A 16,474-nucleotide genomic window follows, 5' to 3' on the forward strand; every position below is an offset into this window, starting at 1 on the left:
TAATAACCGATCCAGGTTATTCCGACCTCATTTTCTCAAAAGCCTCGTTATATTGCTCTGCTTCTTTAATATCTACAGATGTGATGCCACCTTCATCCCATGATGTGAGACGCAGTGTGACTGTTGTATAGTCAATCGTAATGAAAGGGTGATGATTGAACGCTTCCGAAATCGCTGCGACCTCGTCCACAAATGCAATCCCTTTCATGTAGTTGGAAAATACGAACTTGCGGACAATCCATCGTCCCTCTTCCAGTTCCCAGCCTTCCAGCCTTCCCAGATGAGCTTCGACTTCCTCTTGCGTAAAAACCATACGTTATCTTCCTCCCCATATGATGGCTCATCACAGACACCTGTCCATGCTGCCACCGAAACCTTTGGTGCTACCATAGCAACCCAAACGCATAGGTCCACCGCCCTGCGGTTCGCCCGTTTCATGACTATCATCTTACCACGGACAAGCCTCAAATTCCAATAGTACAAATGGCGCTAGATCCACTAACCATAAGGCTTTAGGGAGATTCTCCAACTCGGTTTTCCATGCCAAATATCTTATGTGTGCATACTAAATGAGTGGTACAAAAGTCAGCTCTTCTTCACCTATTAAGATATGAATTCGGTGCTGATCCTTGTCATGAATGACCACTCCACTTCCTACCGGAATGACCGCTTCCTCACCCAGCGCATAGAACAGATCTTCCGCCAGCGCCTCATCCACTTCGAGCTGCTCTGTTACACCAAGGCGTGACCATTCTTCCTCATCCATCTCAAAGAAAACATAGCGGTCCGGTATTCGGCCTATAGCCTCTGTCAAATCTGTCAATATTCCTTCATAATCCCGTCCATGCTTTACGCCCATTGGCTTTTCACTCCTATTTGGCCCCTAAGGAGCAGATTTGATCTTATTATACCTGAAAATAACCCTTAAAAAAAAAGGCCATCTGGTCGATAAATACTATACATGACCGTTTTAACTGTTTCTGCATCCCTAAAGGATGCCTAACATTAAACGGATTGCGGTGTAACGTTCGTCCGGAAGCCCGAATAAAGCCGCTTGAAAGGATTCAATTTTATCTCATGGATGAGGTGTATGATGGAAATTTCAACGATTATCGGACTAGTTTTAGGGCTGGTTTCACTTGTATTGGGTATGTTCCTGAAGGGTGCGCCCCTAATCAACCTGGTTAACAACCCGGCAGCCTACGTTATTATTTTTGTTGGTACGGCAGCAACTATTTTCATGGCATTTCCCATGTCTGAAGTTAAAAAAATCCCCAAGCTTTTCGGGGTACTGTTCAAAAAGCAACAACTGATTGACCGTGTTTCTCTAATCGGCACATTTATGGACTGGGCTTCCACTACCCGTCGTGAAGGTTTGCTCGCACTTGAATCGAAAGTCGAAGATATTGATGATCAGTTCCTGCGCGGCGGTATGCGTATGATTATTGACGGCAATGATCAGGAATTTGTAAGTGATGTACTCATGGAAGATATTCATGCTACAGAAGAGCGCCATCGTGGCGGTGCCTTGATCTTCGCTCAAGCGGGGATGTATGCACCAACGCTCGGGGTACTCGGGGCCGTTGTAGGTCTCATTGCAGCGCTTGCCGATCTCAGTGATATGGAAAAGCTCTCGCATGCGATTGCAGCGGCGTTTATCGCGACACTTCTCGGTATCTTCAGTGGTTACGTGTTGTGGCATCCGATGTCCAATAAACTGAAGCGGATGTCCAAAAAAGAGATGGAAATCAAGTTGATGATGGTTGAAGGCTTGTTATCCATACAATCTGGTGTATCCACCATTGCCATTAATCAAAAATTATCTGTATTCCTGACACCTTCCGAACGTAGACAGTTGGAAGAGAAGGAGGGCTCATCAGGTGAAAAAGGCTAAAAAACACGAACCGCATGAAGAACATATAGACGAAAGTTGGTTGCTTCCCTACTCCGACTTGATGACCTTGTTGCTCGCTCTGTTTATCACATTATTCTCTATGAGCTCTATAGATGCAACGAAGTTTGAACAGATGGCTTCCGCACTGAGCAGCGCATTGAACGGTGGTTCGGGTGTACTGGATCATACCTCCATGAACCCTACAGAATCTACTACAGATTTGGGCAAGAACAAACAGCAGCCTGAAGATATCACCAAAAAGACACAAGCTCAGATTACAGATGCGCAGATGGCTAAGAAAGAACAGGAAGATCTGGAGAAACTCAAGAAACGGCTTGATCAATATATTCAGAAAAACGGGCTTTCCGATCAGCTGAATACGAAGCTGAATCAGTCTGAGCTCAAGATCACAATCAGTGATAACGCCCTGTTCTCCTCTGGCCGGGCTGATGTTAAACCCGAGTCACGCTCGCTGGCCAAAGCCATCTCGAGCATGCTGCAAGAGTTCCCGGAATATGAGGTCGTTGTGTCTGGTCATACTGATAATGTTCCCATTTCGAACAGCCAATATAAGGATAACTGGGATTTGAGTGCCGATCGAGCACTGAATTTCCTCAAAATTCTGTTATTGAATGAGGCGCTGGACCCTTCGAAGTTCACACCTAGCGGTTATGGGGAGTATCACCCAGTCGCTAGCAACCAAACGGATGCTGGACGAGCTCAAAACCGTCGGGTAGAAGTTTCGATTATCCGGAAATATCAGAGTAACAACACGGCCGTGAAAGCAGTTGGACAAGGTAACTAAAGAATCGTTCGTTGTAGCAAACGAATGCTTAAGGCACTCTCCTTCATACCAGAAGAGTGCCTTTTTTTCTATCCACCGATATTAAAAGGCGCTGCTTCCCTTGAGAGAAGCAGCGCCTTAGTTATCATCATTTATTCCATATTGTAATCTAGCAGAGTGCTTAATTCCGATTTTTCTGCGGCTGTCAGTTCTCTCCAGGTTCCTGTGGCCTGTTCCCCGAGATGAATGTTCATAATACGAATCCGCTTCAATTTCCGAACCTCATAGCCAAATGCACTGCACATCCGGCGAATTTGACGGTTTTTTCCCTCCGTCAAAATAATGCGGAACACCCGCTCTGATATACGAGTCACTGTACAAGGAAGCGTCATTTCGCCAAGGATCTTGACTCCTGTGCTCATGCCTCTCAAGAAACTTGGCGTTACCGCACGGTCCACGGTCACAATATATTCTTTCTCATGGCGTCCTTCTGCCCTTAGAATTCGATTGACGATATCACCATCATTGGTCATCAGAATCAAACCTTCCGAATCCTTATCCAAGCGACCAATGGGGAAAATGCGCTCTTTGTGCCCTACAAAATCAACGATATTCCCTTGAATATGCCGCTCCGTTGTACTCGTTATTCCGACAGGTTTATTGAGCGCAATATATACGTGTTTCCGTTTTTCCTTAATAGGTTGACCATTAATTCGTACATCATCGCCATCTTCAGCTTGACTGCCCAGCTCTGCCGTCACTCCATTAATCGTTACTTTCCCGCTCTCCACCAATCTGTCTGCTTCCCGACGGGAACAAAAACCTGTTTCACTAATAAATTTATTAATACGCAAAAGGTAATCTCACCTCATCTAGTTCTCTTCGTCTGTAGGTTCATTGTCCGTCTTATGCTCTTCCTCTGTACGCTCCGTTTGCTGTTGGGAGGCAGGCAGGTCGATAATGACGGTCGTCCCCTTGTTCATGACGCTTTTGATATCCATCATGCCCTTATGTGATTGAATAATGCGCTGGCTGACCATCAGGCCAAGCCCTGTTCCCGATTCCTTGCTTGTAAAGAATGGTTCCCCCAGCTTGGGCATTAATTCTTCTGGAATTCCAGTGCCTTCATCCTTAATTTCAATCCGAACCCGACTGTTCTCTTGGTCAGGATTGAGTTTAATTCGAATATTACCCCCGTCTGGCATAGCCTCCATGCCGTTCTTCAGCAAGTTAATGAAGACCTGCTTCAACTGGTTCTCTTCACAGTGTACCATAGCTGAATCGGATGAAGCATTCAGTATAAATTCCACACCATGCAGATGTGCCTGACTGTCCAGCAATGATATAACATCTCCCAGAATGAAGCGAATATCCCGCTCTTGAAAATGAACCGCCTGTGGTTTGGCAAGTATCAGAAACTCACCCACAATAAGATTAATTCGATCCAGCTCGGACAGCATCAAGTCCAAGTGTCGATGATTAAGCTTGTTCGTCTCTTGTTGGAGCTGAAGGAACCCACGCAGGGTCGTAAGCGGATTACGTATCTCATGCGCAACACCGGCTGCCAGCTGGCCTACCGTCGTCAGTTTCTCGGAACGTCTGAGCAACTCCTCCATACGGTTACGGCTGGTAATATCCCTTGATACGCTGATCAATGCGGTAATCTCGCCTGCTTCATCCCGAACTGGTGCTGTACTCACACTGACTTCGACACGGCTGCCATCCTTCTTCATCCACGTCGTTTCATTGGAAGTAATAGACATACCCTCAATCAACTGGGCATGCTGCTCTTCCATCTCCTCTTCAGTACCAGGAGGGATAATCTTCAATTTGCGGCCTTCCACTTCACGACTGCGCCAGCCGTACAACTGCTCAAAGGCACGATTTACCCGCAAAACATTTCCATCCAGATCCGTAATATGAATCGCGTCTGCCGTTTGGTTAATGATCGATTCCAAATGCTCTTTTACCGCACGATTTTCTTCATACATCTGTTTCAGACGATTCGTATAATGTCCTAAATTACGAATCATGGCATTAATGCGATTCGCTAATTGCCCCAGTTCATCTTTCCTTCTCACTTTGAGACGGAAATCAAAGTGACCGTCAGCCACATCATTCACTTTGCCCAAAATAGATTGAATAGGACGCGTAATGTAGCCTGCGAGCAAATAGCTGCCAAAGATCACAATCTCCAGCAAAACAAGCGAAATCGAGGCATGGCTAACCAGTTGTTCCGATACCATTGAGGATATTTGCTTATAGTCCATGACAATACTAATCACATATGATGATTCATTGGGGGTGAATATCGGAATGAAACTTTTGAGCACTTTCTGTTCATGAGTTTCACTGACAAAGGATACATTCTGCCCAGTACGAATTGCCCGTACCACCGCCTTGTGATCCTCTTCTGCGGCACCATATTGATAGGTACCAAAACGAATTGGCCTGTTATTCAACTTGTTATGGTTCGTATCCCTTCCGTCATTACTCATGCTCGAGCTACCGAAGGTCAATGGATTAATGCCCGTAATCTCCAGAATCGAAGGATTCACTTCACGAATCTTATTCAAAATCTCGTCTGGACCAGAGATCTTCACATAGTCGTCAACAGCGGCATTATTATAGAAGGGATTGATTATGTAATTCCTCTTCCCATCATGATAGTAACCCCAGATATCAACATCTGACGGATTGGACGTAGAGTATTCGAATCCATCTGACCAAAAATGGTCCAATTTCTGTCCCTGTGAAATCGTAACCTGATTATTTTCGAACAGCTGTTTAAATGCCTGATACCAGTACGTCATGGATTTGGTAGACAATCCAATCTCCTTTGGATCGGAGGACCGGGTAACCACAATATCATCATCCGTTTGCTCCATCAACGAAATGTGGGAGACACCGACTTTTTCACTCATGCGAACCAGGTCTTCATTTGTGATATTATTAATATTCGGGTCCAGCTCTTCCGCTGCCATTACAGAGGCCAGCCATAGATTGTTCCCAATTTGTCGTTTTACATATTCCGAACTGGACTGACTCTGTTCGACAGCAATTGCAATCTGTTTGGCTGTAAGCACCATCTTGGTTTCGCTGTCCTGCCTTAGATTCTCTTCTGTAGTATAATAACTCAGTGCTATATTCAAAACCAAAATGACGAGCACCGAGCACGACATAATCATGGATAATTTCGTTTTAATAGACAACTTTTTCGTTCACCTCTCGGCTTGTACCCTCTGGCGATATATGGCAAAACCTATATCCATCATAACTGTTGTATGTCTATTTGAAAAGGATAATTGACCCTTGTCCAAAAGTTACCGCTTGGCTGAAAAACGCGAAATCAATTGTATTTTGTCATTTCCATGCCTACAATGGGAATAACCACTAAGAATTATACACAAATCCACAGGCATGTGGATAGTATGTTCATAACTATGTGAGCAACTCGCTGGTTATCCACAGACTTATACACAACATGTTAACAAACGAATGTTTGTTCGCCGCACAAAACGCTCTTTGGAAGGGGTTTTACATTTTAATGAAGGACGATGTTCTCCAACCTGATCTTACACATCTCTCGGAGGAAGCTCAGCACGAGCACTGGATGCGTGAAGCCATTGCTGAAGCGTACAAAGCAGAAGCACTCGGGGAAGTACCGATTGGGGCTGTAATTGTTCAACATAATCGCATTATTGGTCGTGGATATAACCTGCGTGAGACGACACTTGATTCCACAGCACATGCGGAGATGGTAGCCATCCGGCAGGCAAGTGAAGCCATCGGTGCATGGCGACTGCTGGATTGCAGTCTGTACGTCACACTGGAGCCCTGTCCCATGTGTGCAGGTGCCATTGTGCAATCCAGAGTGCCTCGAGTCATATATGGTACCGCTGACCCCAAGGCCGGATGTGCAGGAACGCTGATGAATCTGCTGCAGGAACCTCGTTTTAATCATCGAACCGAAGTAGTAGCTGACATTCTTCAACCAGAGTGCTCCACTATGCTGACTCAATTTTTCCGGCGTTTACGCAAAAAATAGAATCTTACTTACATCCATCTGGAAAGGAAGTGCATTCCATGCCGCTTACACTGTACGACACACCAAAAGGAATAAGTCTCCGTCTACTTCATTCACAAGACACGGAGGCATATCTTGCTCTTATCCAAATCACACGTCTTCCCTACCAAGCTGTGGAGCCTATCCGGGATGATGAATTCTATACGCTGCATGCGCAAACCAGACGCATTCAGGATAGAATGCAGGCGGCCGAGGAAGGAACAGGTTATCAATTCGGAATTTTTACAATCGACGATGGTATTCTCATCGGTCAGGTTAGCTTGAACAATGTCGTTCAGGGCGTTGCCAATTATGCGGACATGGGATACTTTATCCATCCAGACTACCAAGGCGGCGGACGAATGACCGCAGCCGTGAAGCTCGCTGTATCCTACGCCTTCCGTGCCCTGAAGTTAAATCGTGTTCAGGCAGCTATTCTGTTGTCCAATACCGGTTCCAAACGTGTTCTGGAGAAGAACGGCTTTCAGGCTGAGGGCATTGCGCGTAAATATCTCAAGATTAACGGAGAGTATCAGGATCATCAGATCTACGCTGTGCTGGCCGAGGACTTGGGTGAATCTTTACAGTAACTGAATAGACTATGGAACATACAAAGAGCCGCCCAACCCTAAGGTTAAGCGGCTCTTTGCTTTAACATGAATCTGAGAACTTAGTATCCGTAAGATGCGTTCATTAGTTCTTCAAACTGATCCATTGTAATAACGTCTTCGCCAGTAGGAATATTGATTTTGAATGCTGGCTTCTCGTTAATTTTGGTGTATGTGTTCGAACCAGTGAATGCAAGTTTTACTTCATCCTTGGTATCAGGTTGTTTAATCAACAGATCAGCAACCAATTTTTGATATACCGGGAAATCTTTTTTGTCCAATGCAAAATCAATGTGGAACTGGTTAATGGTCAGTGTATCTTTCAACTGGTCCAGATCTTTAGCCATTTCAGCTTGATCTGCTTCAGTAATTTTCAGATCCTCTTTGGCTTTGTTGATATCTTCCTGACTCATTTGCAACATGTCACGATACTCTTCTTTAGAGATGATGTCCAATACTTTTGGCAATGCTTTGGTTACCAGAACAGTAACGGCTTCCTTCACATTGTCATTGTTGACCGAAAATTGAACGACTTGCTTGGCATCCAAACCTTCTGGAAGCTGTGCATCCTTCACGTCCAGGTTTTTAAAGAATTTATCCTGATCGTACTCGCTCAGAACCGCATCCATAACTTCATTGCTCAGCTTTTGTGTTTTCGCTGCATCCATAGCATCCGGATTCCATTCCGTTCCTTCTTGCTCAGCCAGTTCTTTCAGATCCAGCTCCAGGAATTTACCAACAACCGTTTCCGGAATCGGGAAGAATGGAATACTCGGTACCTTAACATATAACTTCTCAGCGGTCATTACCATTGGAATAGTAAATGTCATACCCATATCGCCTTTAAGCTCAATACCTACCGTCATTTCGGTCTGCATTGGCTCGCTTTGGTATACGCCAGTTACATTCAACTGAGCATCCTTCAGCATGCTCATAAACTGAGACATCGTTGGGTCCTGTTGTGACTCGTCTGCAGCTTTATAGCTCAATTCATTAATAGTGAAATTAGAACTCATCTCATACGAAGTCAGTTTGGAAGCATTGGCTGCCGCCGTCTTTAATGCCTCTTTTGGTTCTTGCTTGCTGCTACATGCTGTCAGTGCCATCGATACGGTTAACAGCAACGTAAGAAGAAGCGCCCCCATACGTTTAGTCATTTTGTTTCTCTCCTCTCGTGATAACCCCAAAAAAATAATTCAATATCAATGATATACCATTTATTCTGAAACGGAAACACGATTTGGGAAATTTGTGAGCTTTACTCTCTAAATTGGCTACAAAGACCTATGTAAGCTTTAGATATCCATGGGATGCTCCTCTAAATCATGTATGAACGCGCAAAAACCCCGGTTTGTTAACCGGAGTTATAGGTTATGGTTATGCATTTAATATGTGCTAAAGAGAGGAATGATCGTTCCTTTAACTTAGCCTTGTGGATTGTTATGATCCACATGATTCTGGTTTTTCACTTTTTTGGAGCCGGACAACGGTTCCTGCATGGAAGAATGCTCTTCAGGTTTTCGGTGCTGCACATTAGCCTGAGCTTCAGGCACAGGTGTTGTTTTGGGTTTGCTCATGTAGTTCACTCCTCTTCATGGATTAGGAATGGGATGGGTCCATATCTTCCGTTTTGTCATGATTCATGGAATCCTGATGCCGACGGTCATTCGAGTCCTGTTGAATTTGCTGGGCATGGTGACTATTCACAGGTGTTTGATCCAGATCTGCGACTACATTTTGCAGGTTTTTATCTGTTCCAGCTTTCGCTTTGCTCACGTATTACCACTCCTTTGACGTCTGCCTAATGTCTGGTTTTGGGTTGCAACGACTGGGCACATTCATGAATATGACGAGTGTAATCCTGAGCCAATTCCTGAATGGGCTCTGTACGCTCATCTGTCGTCCTTCCATCGCGCTCCACATCAATCAGCTGCACACTGACTTCACGAGAATCCACATAGGCACACTTGAAATCAAATGAGTACATCTGGTGTCCCGCTGTTGCGATGTGAATTCGAATAGCCTGTTGATCAGCCTCGTCAGCCATAACCTGAGCCCGATCTCCGACATTAAGAACTTCAGGCAATCTTTCCTGCCATGCACCAACAAGCTCTGTCTGATCTATGTTTAATTCGCGGTTCATCTTACCACCTCCACTCTTATATAAAGTGCGGCGATTCGAATGTTTTTATGCATCTCACAGATAATGAAACAAACTGATTTTCTGTCGTAAACATGCTCTGTAAGTACAACGTGTAGGCCGCTGCGCCAAATGGATAAATAAATGCAAAAAAGGACCCGAGCTTATCGCTCGAATCCTTATCATTATTGTAGTATGGCGGAGAGGGTGGGATTCGAACCCACGTGGAGTTGCCCCCTAACGGTTTTCAAGACCGCCCCGTTATGACCGCTTCGGTACCTCTCCAGGGAATTAATTTTTATAAACTTGCCACGAAATAGATCATACCATAATTGTATGGCAGAAAGCAACCTTTTATATTATTTTTATATTCGATACATTAAAAAGTGAGTTTAGCCCTGTTAAACAACGGTAAATAGTGCTGTTCAACGATTGAAATTATTGTTCAGAATCTGTTTAGCCTTTTCTGTATACTACAAGAAACCGCCTCCCAGTCATAATGGAACGTTCTAAACTTCCATTTGTCAGGAGACGGTTTTTTATTTCATTCATTTAGTTGAACGTCTTAGGAACGACGGGCAATCACGCTGACTCCGCCCATGTAAGGACGCAGTGCTTCAGGAATAACCACTGTTCCATCTTCTTGTTGGTAGTTCTCCAGAATAGCAGCTACGGTACGCCCTACTGCCAGTCCTGAACCATTTAACGTATGGACGAATTCCGGTTTCGCTTTTGGCTCTCTACGGAAACGGATATTAGCCCGACGTGCTTGGAAGTCTTCACAGTTGGAGCAAGACGAGATTTCACGATACGTATTGCTTTCTGGCAACCAGACCTCGATGTCATACGTTTTGGCAGACGTGAAGCCCATATCTGCTGTACACAACGTCAGTACACGGTAAGGCAGCCCCAGTAATTGAAGCACACGCTCCGCATTTTGGGTCATGTTCTCCAATTCCTCATAAGAGGTCTCAGGAGAAGACAGTTTCAACAACTCAACTTTATTGAACTGGTGCTGACGAATCAAGCCGCGTGTATCCCGTCCAGCAGAACCTGCTTCGGATCGGAAACATGAGCTGTATGCCACAAAGTGTTTGGGCAGTTGGTCTGCATTCAAAATCTCTTCGCGATGATAGTTCGTTACCGGAACTTCAGCGGTAGGGATCAAATAATACTCGGTATCTTTCAGCTTGAACAGGTCTTCCTCGAATTTCGGCAGTTGACCTGTCCCAAACAAGCTGTCACGGTTAACGATGTATGGCGGCAGAATCTCTTCATACCCATGCTGATCGCTGTGCAGATCCATCATAAAGTTGATCAAAGCGCGTTCCAAACGTGCACCCAGCCCTTTATAAAAGGTAAAACGGGAGCCGGTTACTTTGGCAGCCGCTTCAAAATCAAGAATGTCGAGATCCTGTGCGATTTCCCAGTGTGCTTTTGGCGTAAATGAAAAGGACTTTGGCTCTTCCCAACGACGAATCTCCACATTATCATCTTCGGACGCACCTACAGGTACACTCTCGTTAGGAATATTCGGAATCGCCATAGTCAGATCGTTGATCTTCACTTCCAACTCACGCACTTCTTCATCCATTGCTTTGATCCGATCAGAGACTTCACGCATCTCAAGAATCAACTCGTCGGCATTTTCACCACTCTTTTTAAGCTTGGCAACTTCTCCGGATACCGTATTCCGGCGACTTTTCAGGTTTTCACTCTCTTGCAGCAACTCACGACGCTTGGCATCCATGTCCGTGAACCCGGCGATTAGATCCAGCGATTTGCCACGTTTCGTCAACGCTTCTTCAACACGTGCGTACTCATTCCGCAATATTTTCACATCAAGCACTAAATACCCCTCCTAAATAACACCACAAAGTAGAAACCTTCCTTATTAACTCATAACAAAACTTTGCAGCTCCGTATAACTTGATTATTCCTCAATGGTAAAAAACAACCTATGGCCTCCGGTGCTGCCCTACGCTGCGATTCCCGCTTTGGAAGCAGATACGGGCAACATCAGGCATCTGACCAGACAGCACCTTGCCAGCAAGCCTTGTGAGCCTCTGGAGGACTGATCCGGTTCACCGGCAGTCATAGGTTGTATATCAATCACTATTGGTTCTGTACAGGCTGTTTATACGACCTAGCCATGTCCACAAAGTATGCATGCAGTCGATAATCATCTGTCAGCTCAGGGTGATAGGAGCAAGCCAGCAGATGCCCTTGGCGAGCAGTAACAATCTCATCCTTGTAAGTGGAGAGAACTTCTACCTCTTCTCCTACACTCTCAATCAGGGGTGCCCGGATGAACACAGCCCTTACCGTCTCCTTAATGCCTTTTACCGGGAGATCCGTTTCAAAGCTTTCCCTCTGCCGTCCAAATGCATTTCTGGAGACGGTCATATCCATTAGCTCCAGATGAGCTTCCTCTTGTCCTGCAATATGTTTGGCCATAACAATCAAACCAGCACAGGTGCCGAATACCGGTTTACCCTCAGCAGCGAATGCTCGAATGGCCTCCATGAAACCATATTTGCGCATCAGTTTGCCAATCGTGGTACTCTCACCGCCAGGAAGAATCAACCCATCCAGCTCCTCAAGTTGCTGTACCTGTTTAATAGCCAATCCTTCTGCGCCAGCCCGTTCAATACTGCGAATATGCTCGGTGACTGCCCCTTGAAGTGCTAAAACGCCGATCTTCATTAAAATCCACCTTTCTCTTACCAGCCGCGATCCTTCATGCGCTCGGAAGGTGCAAGTTTGGAATGGGTACGGATCATGTAAGCCCATTCGCCAATCTGGCGCAACGCTTCACCCAAGTCCTTGGCGCCACTTACAAACGGGACAGTGAACTCGTGTTTGTAGATATGGAATACTTCATCAGATGGAGTCAGCACTACACTCTCATCAAGGTAATCCACTTTTAGGGATTCCAAGACCTTGGCTTCAACGTAATGTCCGATCCGCGCTTTCGCACCTCTTTTAACGCGTGCTGTTCCCGTTTCCATACCCTAATCTACCGTAATGGTTGTATCGTTCTTGTCCATAAACAGGATGTGGAATATGCCGTGTCAGTTAGAAGAACAATAGTCTTTTTAACTGATTTATACGTAGAATTCTAACTTGATATTTTACCGGAAAAATTGTAAATATACAATCCATCCGGTCGGAATTGCTTGTAATTTGTCAATGGCCCAACGACACTATATTAAAAATGTCATATTGTCCGTCTTCTTTCACCTTGTCTATTAGAACAGGTTTTTGATGCCATCAAACAGATCAACGAAGAAATCTTTCACTGCACGGAAGAAGAGACGGAACCAACCGCCTTTTTCGGCTTCTTCTGCGGTGATGAGGTTGACTGTCTTCTCCTGAGGCTCAATTCCCTCTGCTTTGTAGGTATAAGTAACCGTCCCAACCTTGGTTCCGGCCTTGATTGGAGCAACTAGCTTATCAGCTTCAGTTACATTGGCTTTAAACGTGACATCCAGGTTTTGGGTACCTTTAGGTACAACGAAACTTACTGCATTATCCGTCACAACAGGTACAGTTGTTTCCTTCCCTTTTTTCAAAGCTACAGCTTCCCAGCCTGTGACTTTAGTTTTGGCAGCAACCGCCTGTTTCACTTCAAAATTGTTGAATCCGAAGTCCAATACTTTCTTCGTTTCTCTGAAACGTGCCGGCTCCGAATCGGTACCCATAACCACACTGATCAGACGCATGCCATTACGCTCAGCCGTACCGGTAAAGTTATTCCCAGCGTTCGTGGTATGGCCCGTTTTCATCCCGTCCAGACCCTCATAAGCATAGCTTTTGAAGTTGGTTATATTTTTATTCGCTTCCAGCATCCAGTTATAGTTAATAATTGGATCTTTGTCATTGGGACGGAATTTATAGGATTGAATGGTTGTAAAATCTTTGTAGTCCGGGTGATCCATGATGATATATCTGCACAAAATGGCCGCATCCCGTGCCGACATAACGATTTCTTTGTCCTCAGCTGGACGGAAATCTGCAGGCATATCTGCCCGATCCAAACCTGTTGAGTTGATGAAATAGCTATCTTTCATTCCCATACGCTTCGCTTCATCATTCATCATTTTGACAAAAGCTTGTTCGGAACCAGCGATGTGCTCAGCCAAGGCCACTGTAGCATCATTGGCTGATCCTACAGCCATGGCGATATATAGTTCCTTAATAGTATGCTGATCACCTTCTGCGAGGAAAATGCGTGAGCCAGTACTTTCTGCAGCGTTCTTTTTGATTGTAACAACATCATCCCAACTAAACTTTCCCTGTTTAACCTGTTCAGCCACAATGTACTCGGTCATCATTTTGGTCATGCTGGCTGGCGGCATAGCTTTATCCGCATTCACATTGAGCAGAATCTGGCCCGTTGAAGCCTCCATCAGTATGGCTGATTTAACATCGAGTCCCAGTGAGTCTGCCGAAGGAATGTCCACAGCTTTTCCTGTCTTCGTTGTTGTAGCTGCCGCGGTCAACACCTGCCCCGAATCGTTTGCAGCAGCCATAACAGGCATTACCGCAGACATGCAGAGCATATTAATCAGCATAACCGAGGCTACGCTTTTTTTGAGCATTTGACGTTTTTTCTTATTCATTTGTTTGGCTTTCAATGATGAATACTCCCTTCGGTCCGAAGCTTTCTATTGTGTGCTTCAGTGCAGCTTGAGCTGCAATATTTTCTTAGTCCCAATCAGGTGGAGATGATGTGTGAGATGTGTTGTATATGCGCTGTATCGAAAGAGCAATGTCATTGCCCCTAAAGTTCGAATCGATTGTCACTTAGTTAGCATTAAATGAAATGCTTATGTAAAAGGACGTCCGCGCTTCTTTTTTCGCTGGGCAACCTTCAACCTTTGTCTATCACTCAAAATTCATTGTTAAAAACAGTTTCATAGACTCACGTCAAAAAACCGCCGCAATGCCCTAATCCATTAAAGGATCATTACCGCTTGTTCTATTCTATCACAGGGGTATCCGCAAAAAAAGACAGGCTCGGCGAAAATCGCCAAGCCTGTCCTGGAAATGATTAACACAAATCAGATTATAACGAGTAGTTAGGAGCTTCTTTCGTAATCTGTACATCATGCGGATGACTTTCACGAAGTCCCGCACCTGTAATACGAATAAACTGAGTGTTGTTGCGAAGCTGTTCCAAACTGCTTGTACCACAGTAACCCATACCTGAACGCAGACCACCAATCAACTGATGAATCGTATCAGACAATGGACCTTTGTAAGCAACACGTCCCTCAATTCCTTCCGGAACCAGTTTCTTGTCATCATCCTGGAAGTAACGATCTTTACTTCCTTGTTTCATTGCAGCCATTGAACCCATGCCGCGGTAAACTTTGTAGCTACGTCCTTGGAAGATTTCTGTTTCTCCAGGGCTTTCTGCCGTACCTGCAAACAAGCTTCCCAGCATAACTGCATGAGCACCTGCAGCAAGAGCCTTGGTAATTTCACCAGAGTACTTGATACCACCATCAGCAATGATTGGTACGCCATATTCACGTGCTACATTGGCACAATCGTATACTGCTGTTACTTGAGGAACACCAATACCAGCAATTACACGAGTTGTACAGATGGAACCTGGACCAATTCCGACTTTGACAACTGATGCCCCTGCTTCGATCAACTCACGAGTTGCATCGCCTGTAGCAACGTTACCTGCAACAATTGTCAGGTTCGGGAAACGCTCGCGCAGCTGACGAACCGCATCAATGATGTTAATGTGATGTCCGTGTGCCGAGTCTACCGTAATCAGGTCCACACCGGCTTGAACCAATGCATCTGCACGTTCAAAGGTATCTTTGGAAATCCCGATCGCTGCTCCAACCAGCAAACGTCCTTGTGCATCTTTAGCTGCGTTAGGGAATTGAATTGCTTTTTCGATATCTTTAATCGTAATGAGACCTTTCAGTGTGTTAGACTCATCTACTAATGGAAGTTTCTCGATTTTATGCTTCTGGAGAATGCCTTCTGCTTCTTGCAGTGTAGTACCTACAGGCGCAGTTACCAGATTCTCACGTGTCATGACTTCGCTGATTTTAATGGAGAAGTCGTGGATGAAACGCAAGTCACGATTTGTCAGGATACCAACAAGCTTTTGATCTCCTTCAACAATCGGTACACCGGAAATACGATATTTCGCCATAACCGCTTCTGCATCAGAAACCAGATGTTCCGCTGTCAATGAGAACGGGTTGGTAATAACACCACTCTCAGAACGCTTAACCCGATCCACTTCCTCCGCTTGCTGCTCAACAGACATATTTTTATGGATGATACCAATACCGCCTTCACGGGCAATAGCAATAGCCAATGTCGCTTCAGTAACAGTATCCATACCAGCACTAATCAAAGGAATATTCAGTTTTACGCTGTCACTCAAACGAACAGATACGTCCACTTCTTTAGGCAGTGTCTCGGATTTCCGGGGCACCAGCAGTACATCGTCGAAGGTGAAACCTTCCTTACCAAATTTATCTTCCCACACGCGGGCGTTCCTCCTTATGTTTGCTCAGCTTTACGGTCCAAAACCCGAAGATCTCAGGCTGTATTTTATGCCGAAAATACGTTTTCTGAAAAATTTATTATTGCCATCTTAGCAAAGCGTTATTTAGACTGTCAAGGGAAACTCCCTGGTTATATTAGGTGTATTGCCTGATGCATACAACTGTATTTTCCATGCGGACAGGTTCATTTTATATATATAAAAATGCCACTCGATATGAGTGGCGTTTATCTATGTTAAGTCAATTACCTCACTGTTTCTAAGCCAACAGCTTTTAATGTATTTTTATATTTTTAAACAAATAAAAACCACCACCGAATAACATCGGCAGTGGTTCTTTGCTTGGCGGCGTCCTACTCTCCCAGGACCCTGCGGTCCAAGTACCATCGGCGCTAGAGGGCTTAACGGTCGTGTTCGGGATGGGTACGTGTGGAA

The 16,474-nt window shown here is 45.0% G+C and carries 16 protein-coding genes, 1 tRNA gene, 1 rRNA gene and 1 pseudogene; 4 read left to right on the forward strand and 15 right to left on the reverse strand.

What is annotated here, in order from left to right; genetic code table 11:
* Positions 1 to 16 precede the first annotated feature (16 nt).
* Together BMY78_RS31740 and BMY78_RS31745 are read right to left on the reverse strand one after the other, a co-directional pair.
* Positions 17 to 313, reverse strand: a complete 297-nt coding sequence (locus BMY78_RS31740; protein ID WP_090905354.1) for a 4a-hydroxytetrahydrobiopterin dehydratase — start codon at positions 311 to 313, stop codon at positions 17 to 19.
* Between the two features lie 252 nt (positions 314 to 565).
* Entirely contained in the window at positions 566 to 859 is a 294-nt protein-coding gene (locus BMY78_RS31745; protein ID WP_090905355.1) for a hypothetical protein, read from the reverse strand.
* 234 nt (positions 860 to 1,093) lie between these two features.
* Between BMY78_RS31745 and motA the strand changes: the two genes are divergently transcribed.
* Positions 1,094 to 1,894 (forward strand): flagellar motor stator protein MotA, encoded by an 801-nt coding sequence (motA, locus tag BMY78_RS31750; protein WP_090905357.1) that lies wholly within the window; start codon positions 1,094 to 1,096, stop codon positions 1,892 to 1,894.
* On the forward strand, positions 1,881 to 2,699 hold the full coding sequence (gene motB / locus BMY78_RS31755) for a flagellar motor protein MotB (RefSeq protein ID WP_090905359.1): 819 nt from the start codon (positions 1,881 to 1,883) through the stop codon (positions 2,697 to 2,699). Before motA ends, motB begins: the two co-directional genes overlap by 14 nt.
* Before the next feature lie 131 nt (positions 2,700 to 2,830).
* Here motB and rluF read toward each other — a convergent pair whose 3' ends face one another.
* Positions 2,831 to 3,532 (reverse strand): 23S rRNA pseudouridine(2604) synthase RluF, encoded by a 702-nt coding sequence (gene rluF / locus BMY78_RS31760; protein ID WP_090905361.1) that lies wholly within the window; start codon positions 3,530 to 3,532, stop codon positions 2,831 to 2,833.
* An 18-nt stretch (positions 3,533 to 3,550) separates the two neighbouring features.
* Entirely contained in the window at positions 3,551 to 5,890 is a 2,340-nt protein-coding gene (locus BMY78_RS31765; RefSeq protein ID WP_090905363.1) for a PAS domain S-box protein, read from the reverse strand.
* A 335-nt stretch (positions 5,891 to 6,225) separates the two neighbouring features.
* On the opposite strand from BMY78_RS31765, the gene tadA reads away from it, so the two are divergent.
* Both tadA and BMY78_RS31775 read left to right on the forward strand, forming a co-directional pair.
* A complete protein-coding gene (gene tadA, locus BMY78_RS31770) occupies positions 6,226 to 6,726 on the forward strand; it encodes a tRNA adenosine(34) deaminase TadA (RefSeq protein WP_064641365.1) in 501 nt (166 codons plus the stop codon).
* A gap of 38 nt (positions 6,727 to 6,764) precedes the next feature.
* Positions 6,765 to 7,334, forward strand: coding sequence for a GNAT family N-acetyltransferase (locus tag BMY78_RS31775; RefSeq protein WP_090905364.1), 570 nt, complete (start codon positions 6,765 to 6,767; stop codon positions 7,332 to 7,334).
* Between the two features lie 80 nt (positions 7,335 to 7,414).
* On the opposite strand, the gene BMY78_RS31780 is transcribed toward BMY78_RS31775, so the two are convergent.
* The 11 genes and pseudogenes from BMY78_RS31780 to rrf form a co-directional block, all read right to left on the reverse strand.
* On the reverse strand, positions 7,415 to 8,509 hold the full coding sequence (locus tag BMY78_RS31780; RefSeq protein ID WP_090905365.1) for a hypothetical protein: 1,095 nt from the start codon (positions 8,507 to 8,509) through the stop codon (positions 7,415 to 7,417).
* Between the two features lie 267 nt (positions 8,510 to 8,776).
* Positions 8,777 to 8,929 (reverse strand): small acid-soluble spore protein P, encoded by a 153-nt coding sequence (locus BMY78_RS31785; protein ID WP_090905367.1) that lies wholly within the window; start codon positions 8,927 to 8,929, stop codon positions 8,777 to 8,779.
* Positions 8,930 to 8,951: 22 nt separating this feature from the next.
* Complete coding sequence (locus BMY78_RS33030; RefSeq protein WP_175382032.1) at positions 8,952 to 9,128, reverse strand: hypothetical protein; 177 nt, start codon at positions 9,126 to 9,128, stop codon at positions 8,952 to 8,954.
* Positions 9,129 to 9,153: 25 nt separating this feature from the next.
* Positions 9,154 to 9,495, reverse strand: coding sequence for a hypothetical protein (locus tag BMY78_RS31790; RefSeq protein WP_064641367.1), 342 nt, complete (start codon positions 9,493 to 9,495; stop codon positions 9,154 to 9,156).
* Positions 9,496 to 9,688: 193 nt separating this feature from the next.
* A tRNA-Ser gene (locus tag BMY78_RS31795) sits at positions 9,689 to 9,777 on the reverse strand.
* 280 nt (positions 9,778 to 10,057) lie between these two features.
* Positions 10,058 to 11,341, reverse strand: a complete 1,284-nt coding sequence (serS, locus tag BMY78_RS31800; RefSeq protein WP_063567620.1) for a serine--tRNA ligase — start codon at positions 11,339 to 11,341, stop codon at positions 10,058 to 10,060.
* Positions 11,342 to 11,607: 266 nt separating this feature from the next.
* Positions 11,608 to 12,198: a pyridoxal 5'-phosphate synthase glutaminase subunit PdxT gene (gene pdxT / locus BMY78_RS31805; RefSeq protein WP_090905369.1), complete on the reverse strand. Its 591-nt coding sequence runs from the start codon at positions 12,196 to 12,198 to the stop codon at positions 11,608 to 11,610.
* Positions 12,199 to 12,263: 65 nt separating this feature from the next.
* Positions 12,264 to 12,470, reverse strand: a pseudogene (locus BMY78_RS31810) (pyridoxal 5'-phosphate synthase lyase subunit PdxS); the annotation flags it as partial.
* A gap of 273 nt (positions 12,471 to 12,743) precedes the next feature.
* Positions 12,744 to 14,132, reverse strand: coding sequence for a D-alanyl-D-alanine carboxypeptidase family protein (locus BMY78_RS31815; RefSeq protein ID WP_090905371.1), 1,389 nt, complete (start codon positions 14,130 to 14,132; stop codon positions 12,744 to 12,746).
* Positions 14,133 to 14,563: 431 nt separating this feature from the next.
* Positions 14,564 to 16,021, reverse strand: a complete 1,458-nt coding sequence (gene guaB / locus BMY78_RS31820; RefSeq protein ID WP_090905373.1) for an IMP dehydrogenase — start codon at positions 16,019 to 16,021, stop codon at positions 14,564 to 14,566.
* 358 nt (positions 16,022 to 16,379) lie between these two features.
* Positions 16,380 to 16,474: ribosomal RNA gene (rrf, locus tag BMY78_RS31825) — 5S ribosomal RNA — on the reverse strand; the annotation flags it as partial.

The sequence above is a fragment of the Paenibacillus sp. OK076 genome (assembly GCF_900110055.1).
Classification (GTDB): Bacteria; Bacillota; Bacilli; order Paenibacillales; family Paenibacillaceae; genus Paenibacillus.

What these genes read in the sequence shown, in the direction of transcription:
- BMY78_RS31790 (WP_064641367.1), bottom strand. Translation starts at nt 9,495, where the DNA reads ATGAACCGCGAATTAAACATAGATCAGACAGAGCTTGTTGGTGCATGG.
- BMY78_RS31785 (WP_090905367.1), bottom strand. Translation starts at nt 8,929, where the DNA reads ATGAGCAAACCCAAAACAACACCTGTGCCTGAAGCTCAGGCTAATGTG.
- BMY78_RS31775 (WP_090905364.1), top strand. Translation starts at nt 6,765, where the DNA reads ATGCCGCTTACACTGTACGACACACCAAAAGGAATAAGTCTCCGTCTA.
- tadA (WP_064641365.1), top strand. Translation starts at nt 6,226, where the DNA reads ATGAAGGACGATGTTCTCCAACCTGATCTTACACATCTCTCGGAGGAA.
- BMY78_RS31745 (WP_090905355.1), bottom strand. Translation starts at nt 859, where the DNA reads ATGGGCGTAAAGCATGGACGGGATTATGAAGGAATATTGACAGATTTG.
- motA (WP_090905357.1), top strand. Translation starts at nt 1,094, where the DNA reads ATGGAAATTTCAACGATTATCGGACTAGTTTTAGGGCTGGTTTCACTT.
- BMY78_RS31780 (WP_090905365.1), bottom strand. Translation starts at nt 8,509, where the DNA reads ATGACTAAACGTATGGGGGCGCTTCTTCTTACGTTGCTGTTAACCGTA.
- BMY78_RS31740 (WP_090905354.1), bottom strand. Translation starts at nt 313, where the DNA reads ATGGTTTTTACGCAAGAGGAAGTCGAAGCTCATCTGGGAAGGCTGGAA.
- pdxT (WP_090905369.1), bottom strand. Translation starts at nt 12,198, where the DNA reads ATGAAGATCGGCGTTTTAGCACTTCAAGGGGCAGTCACCGAGCATATT.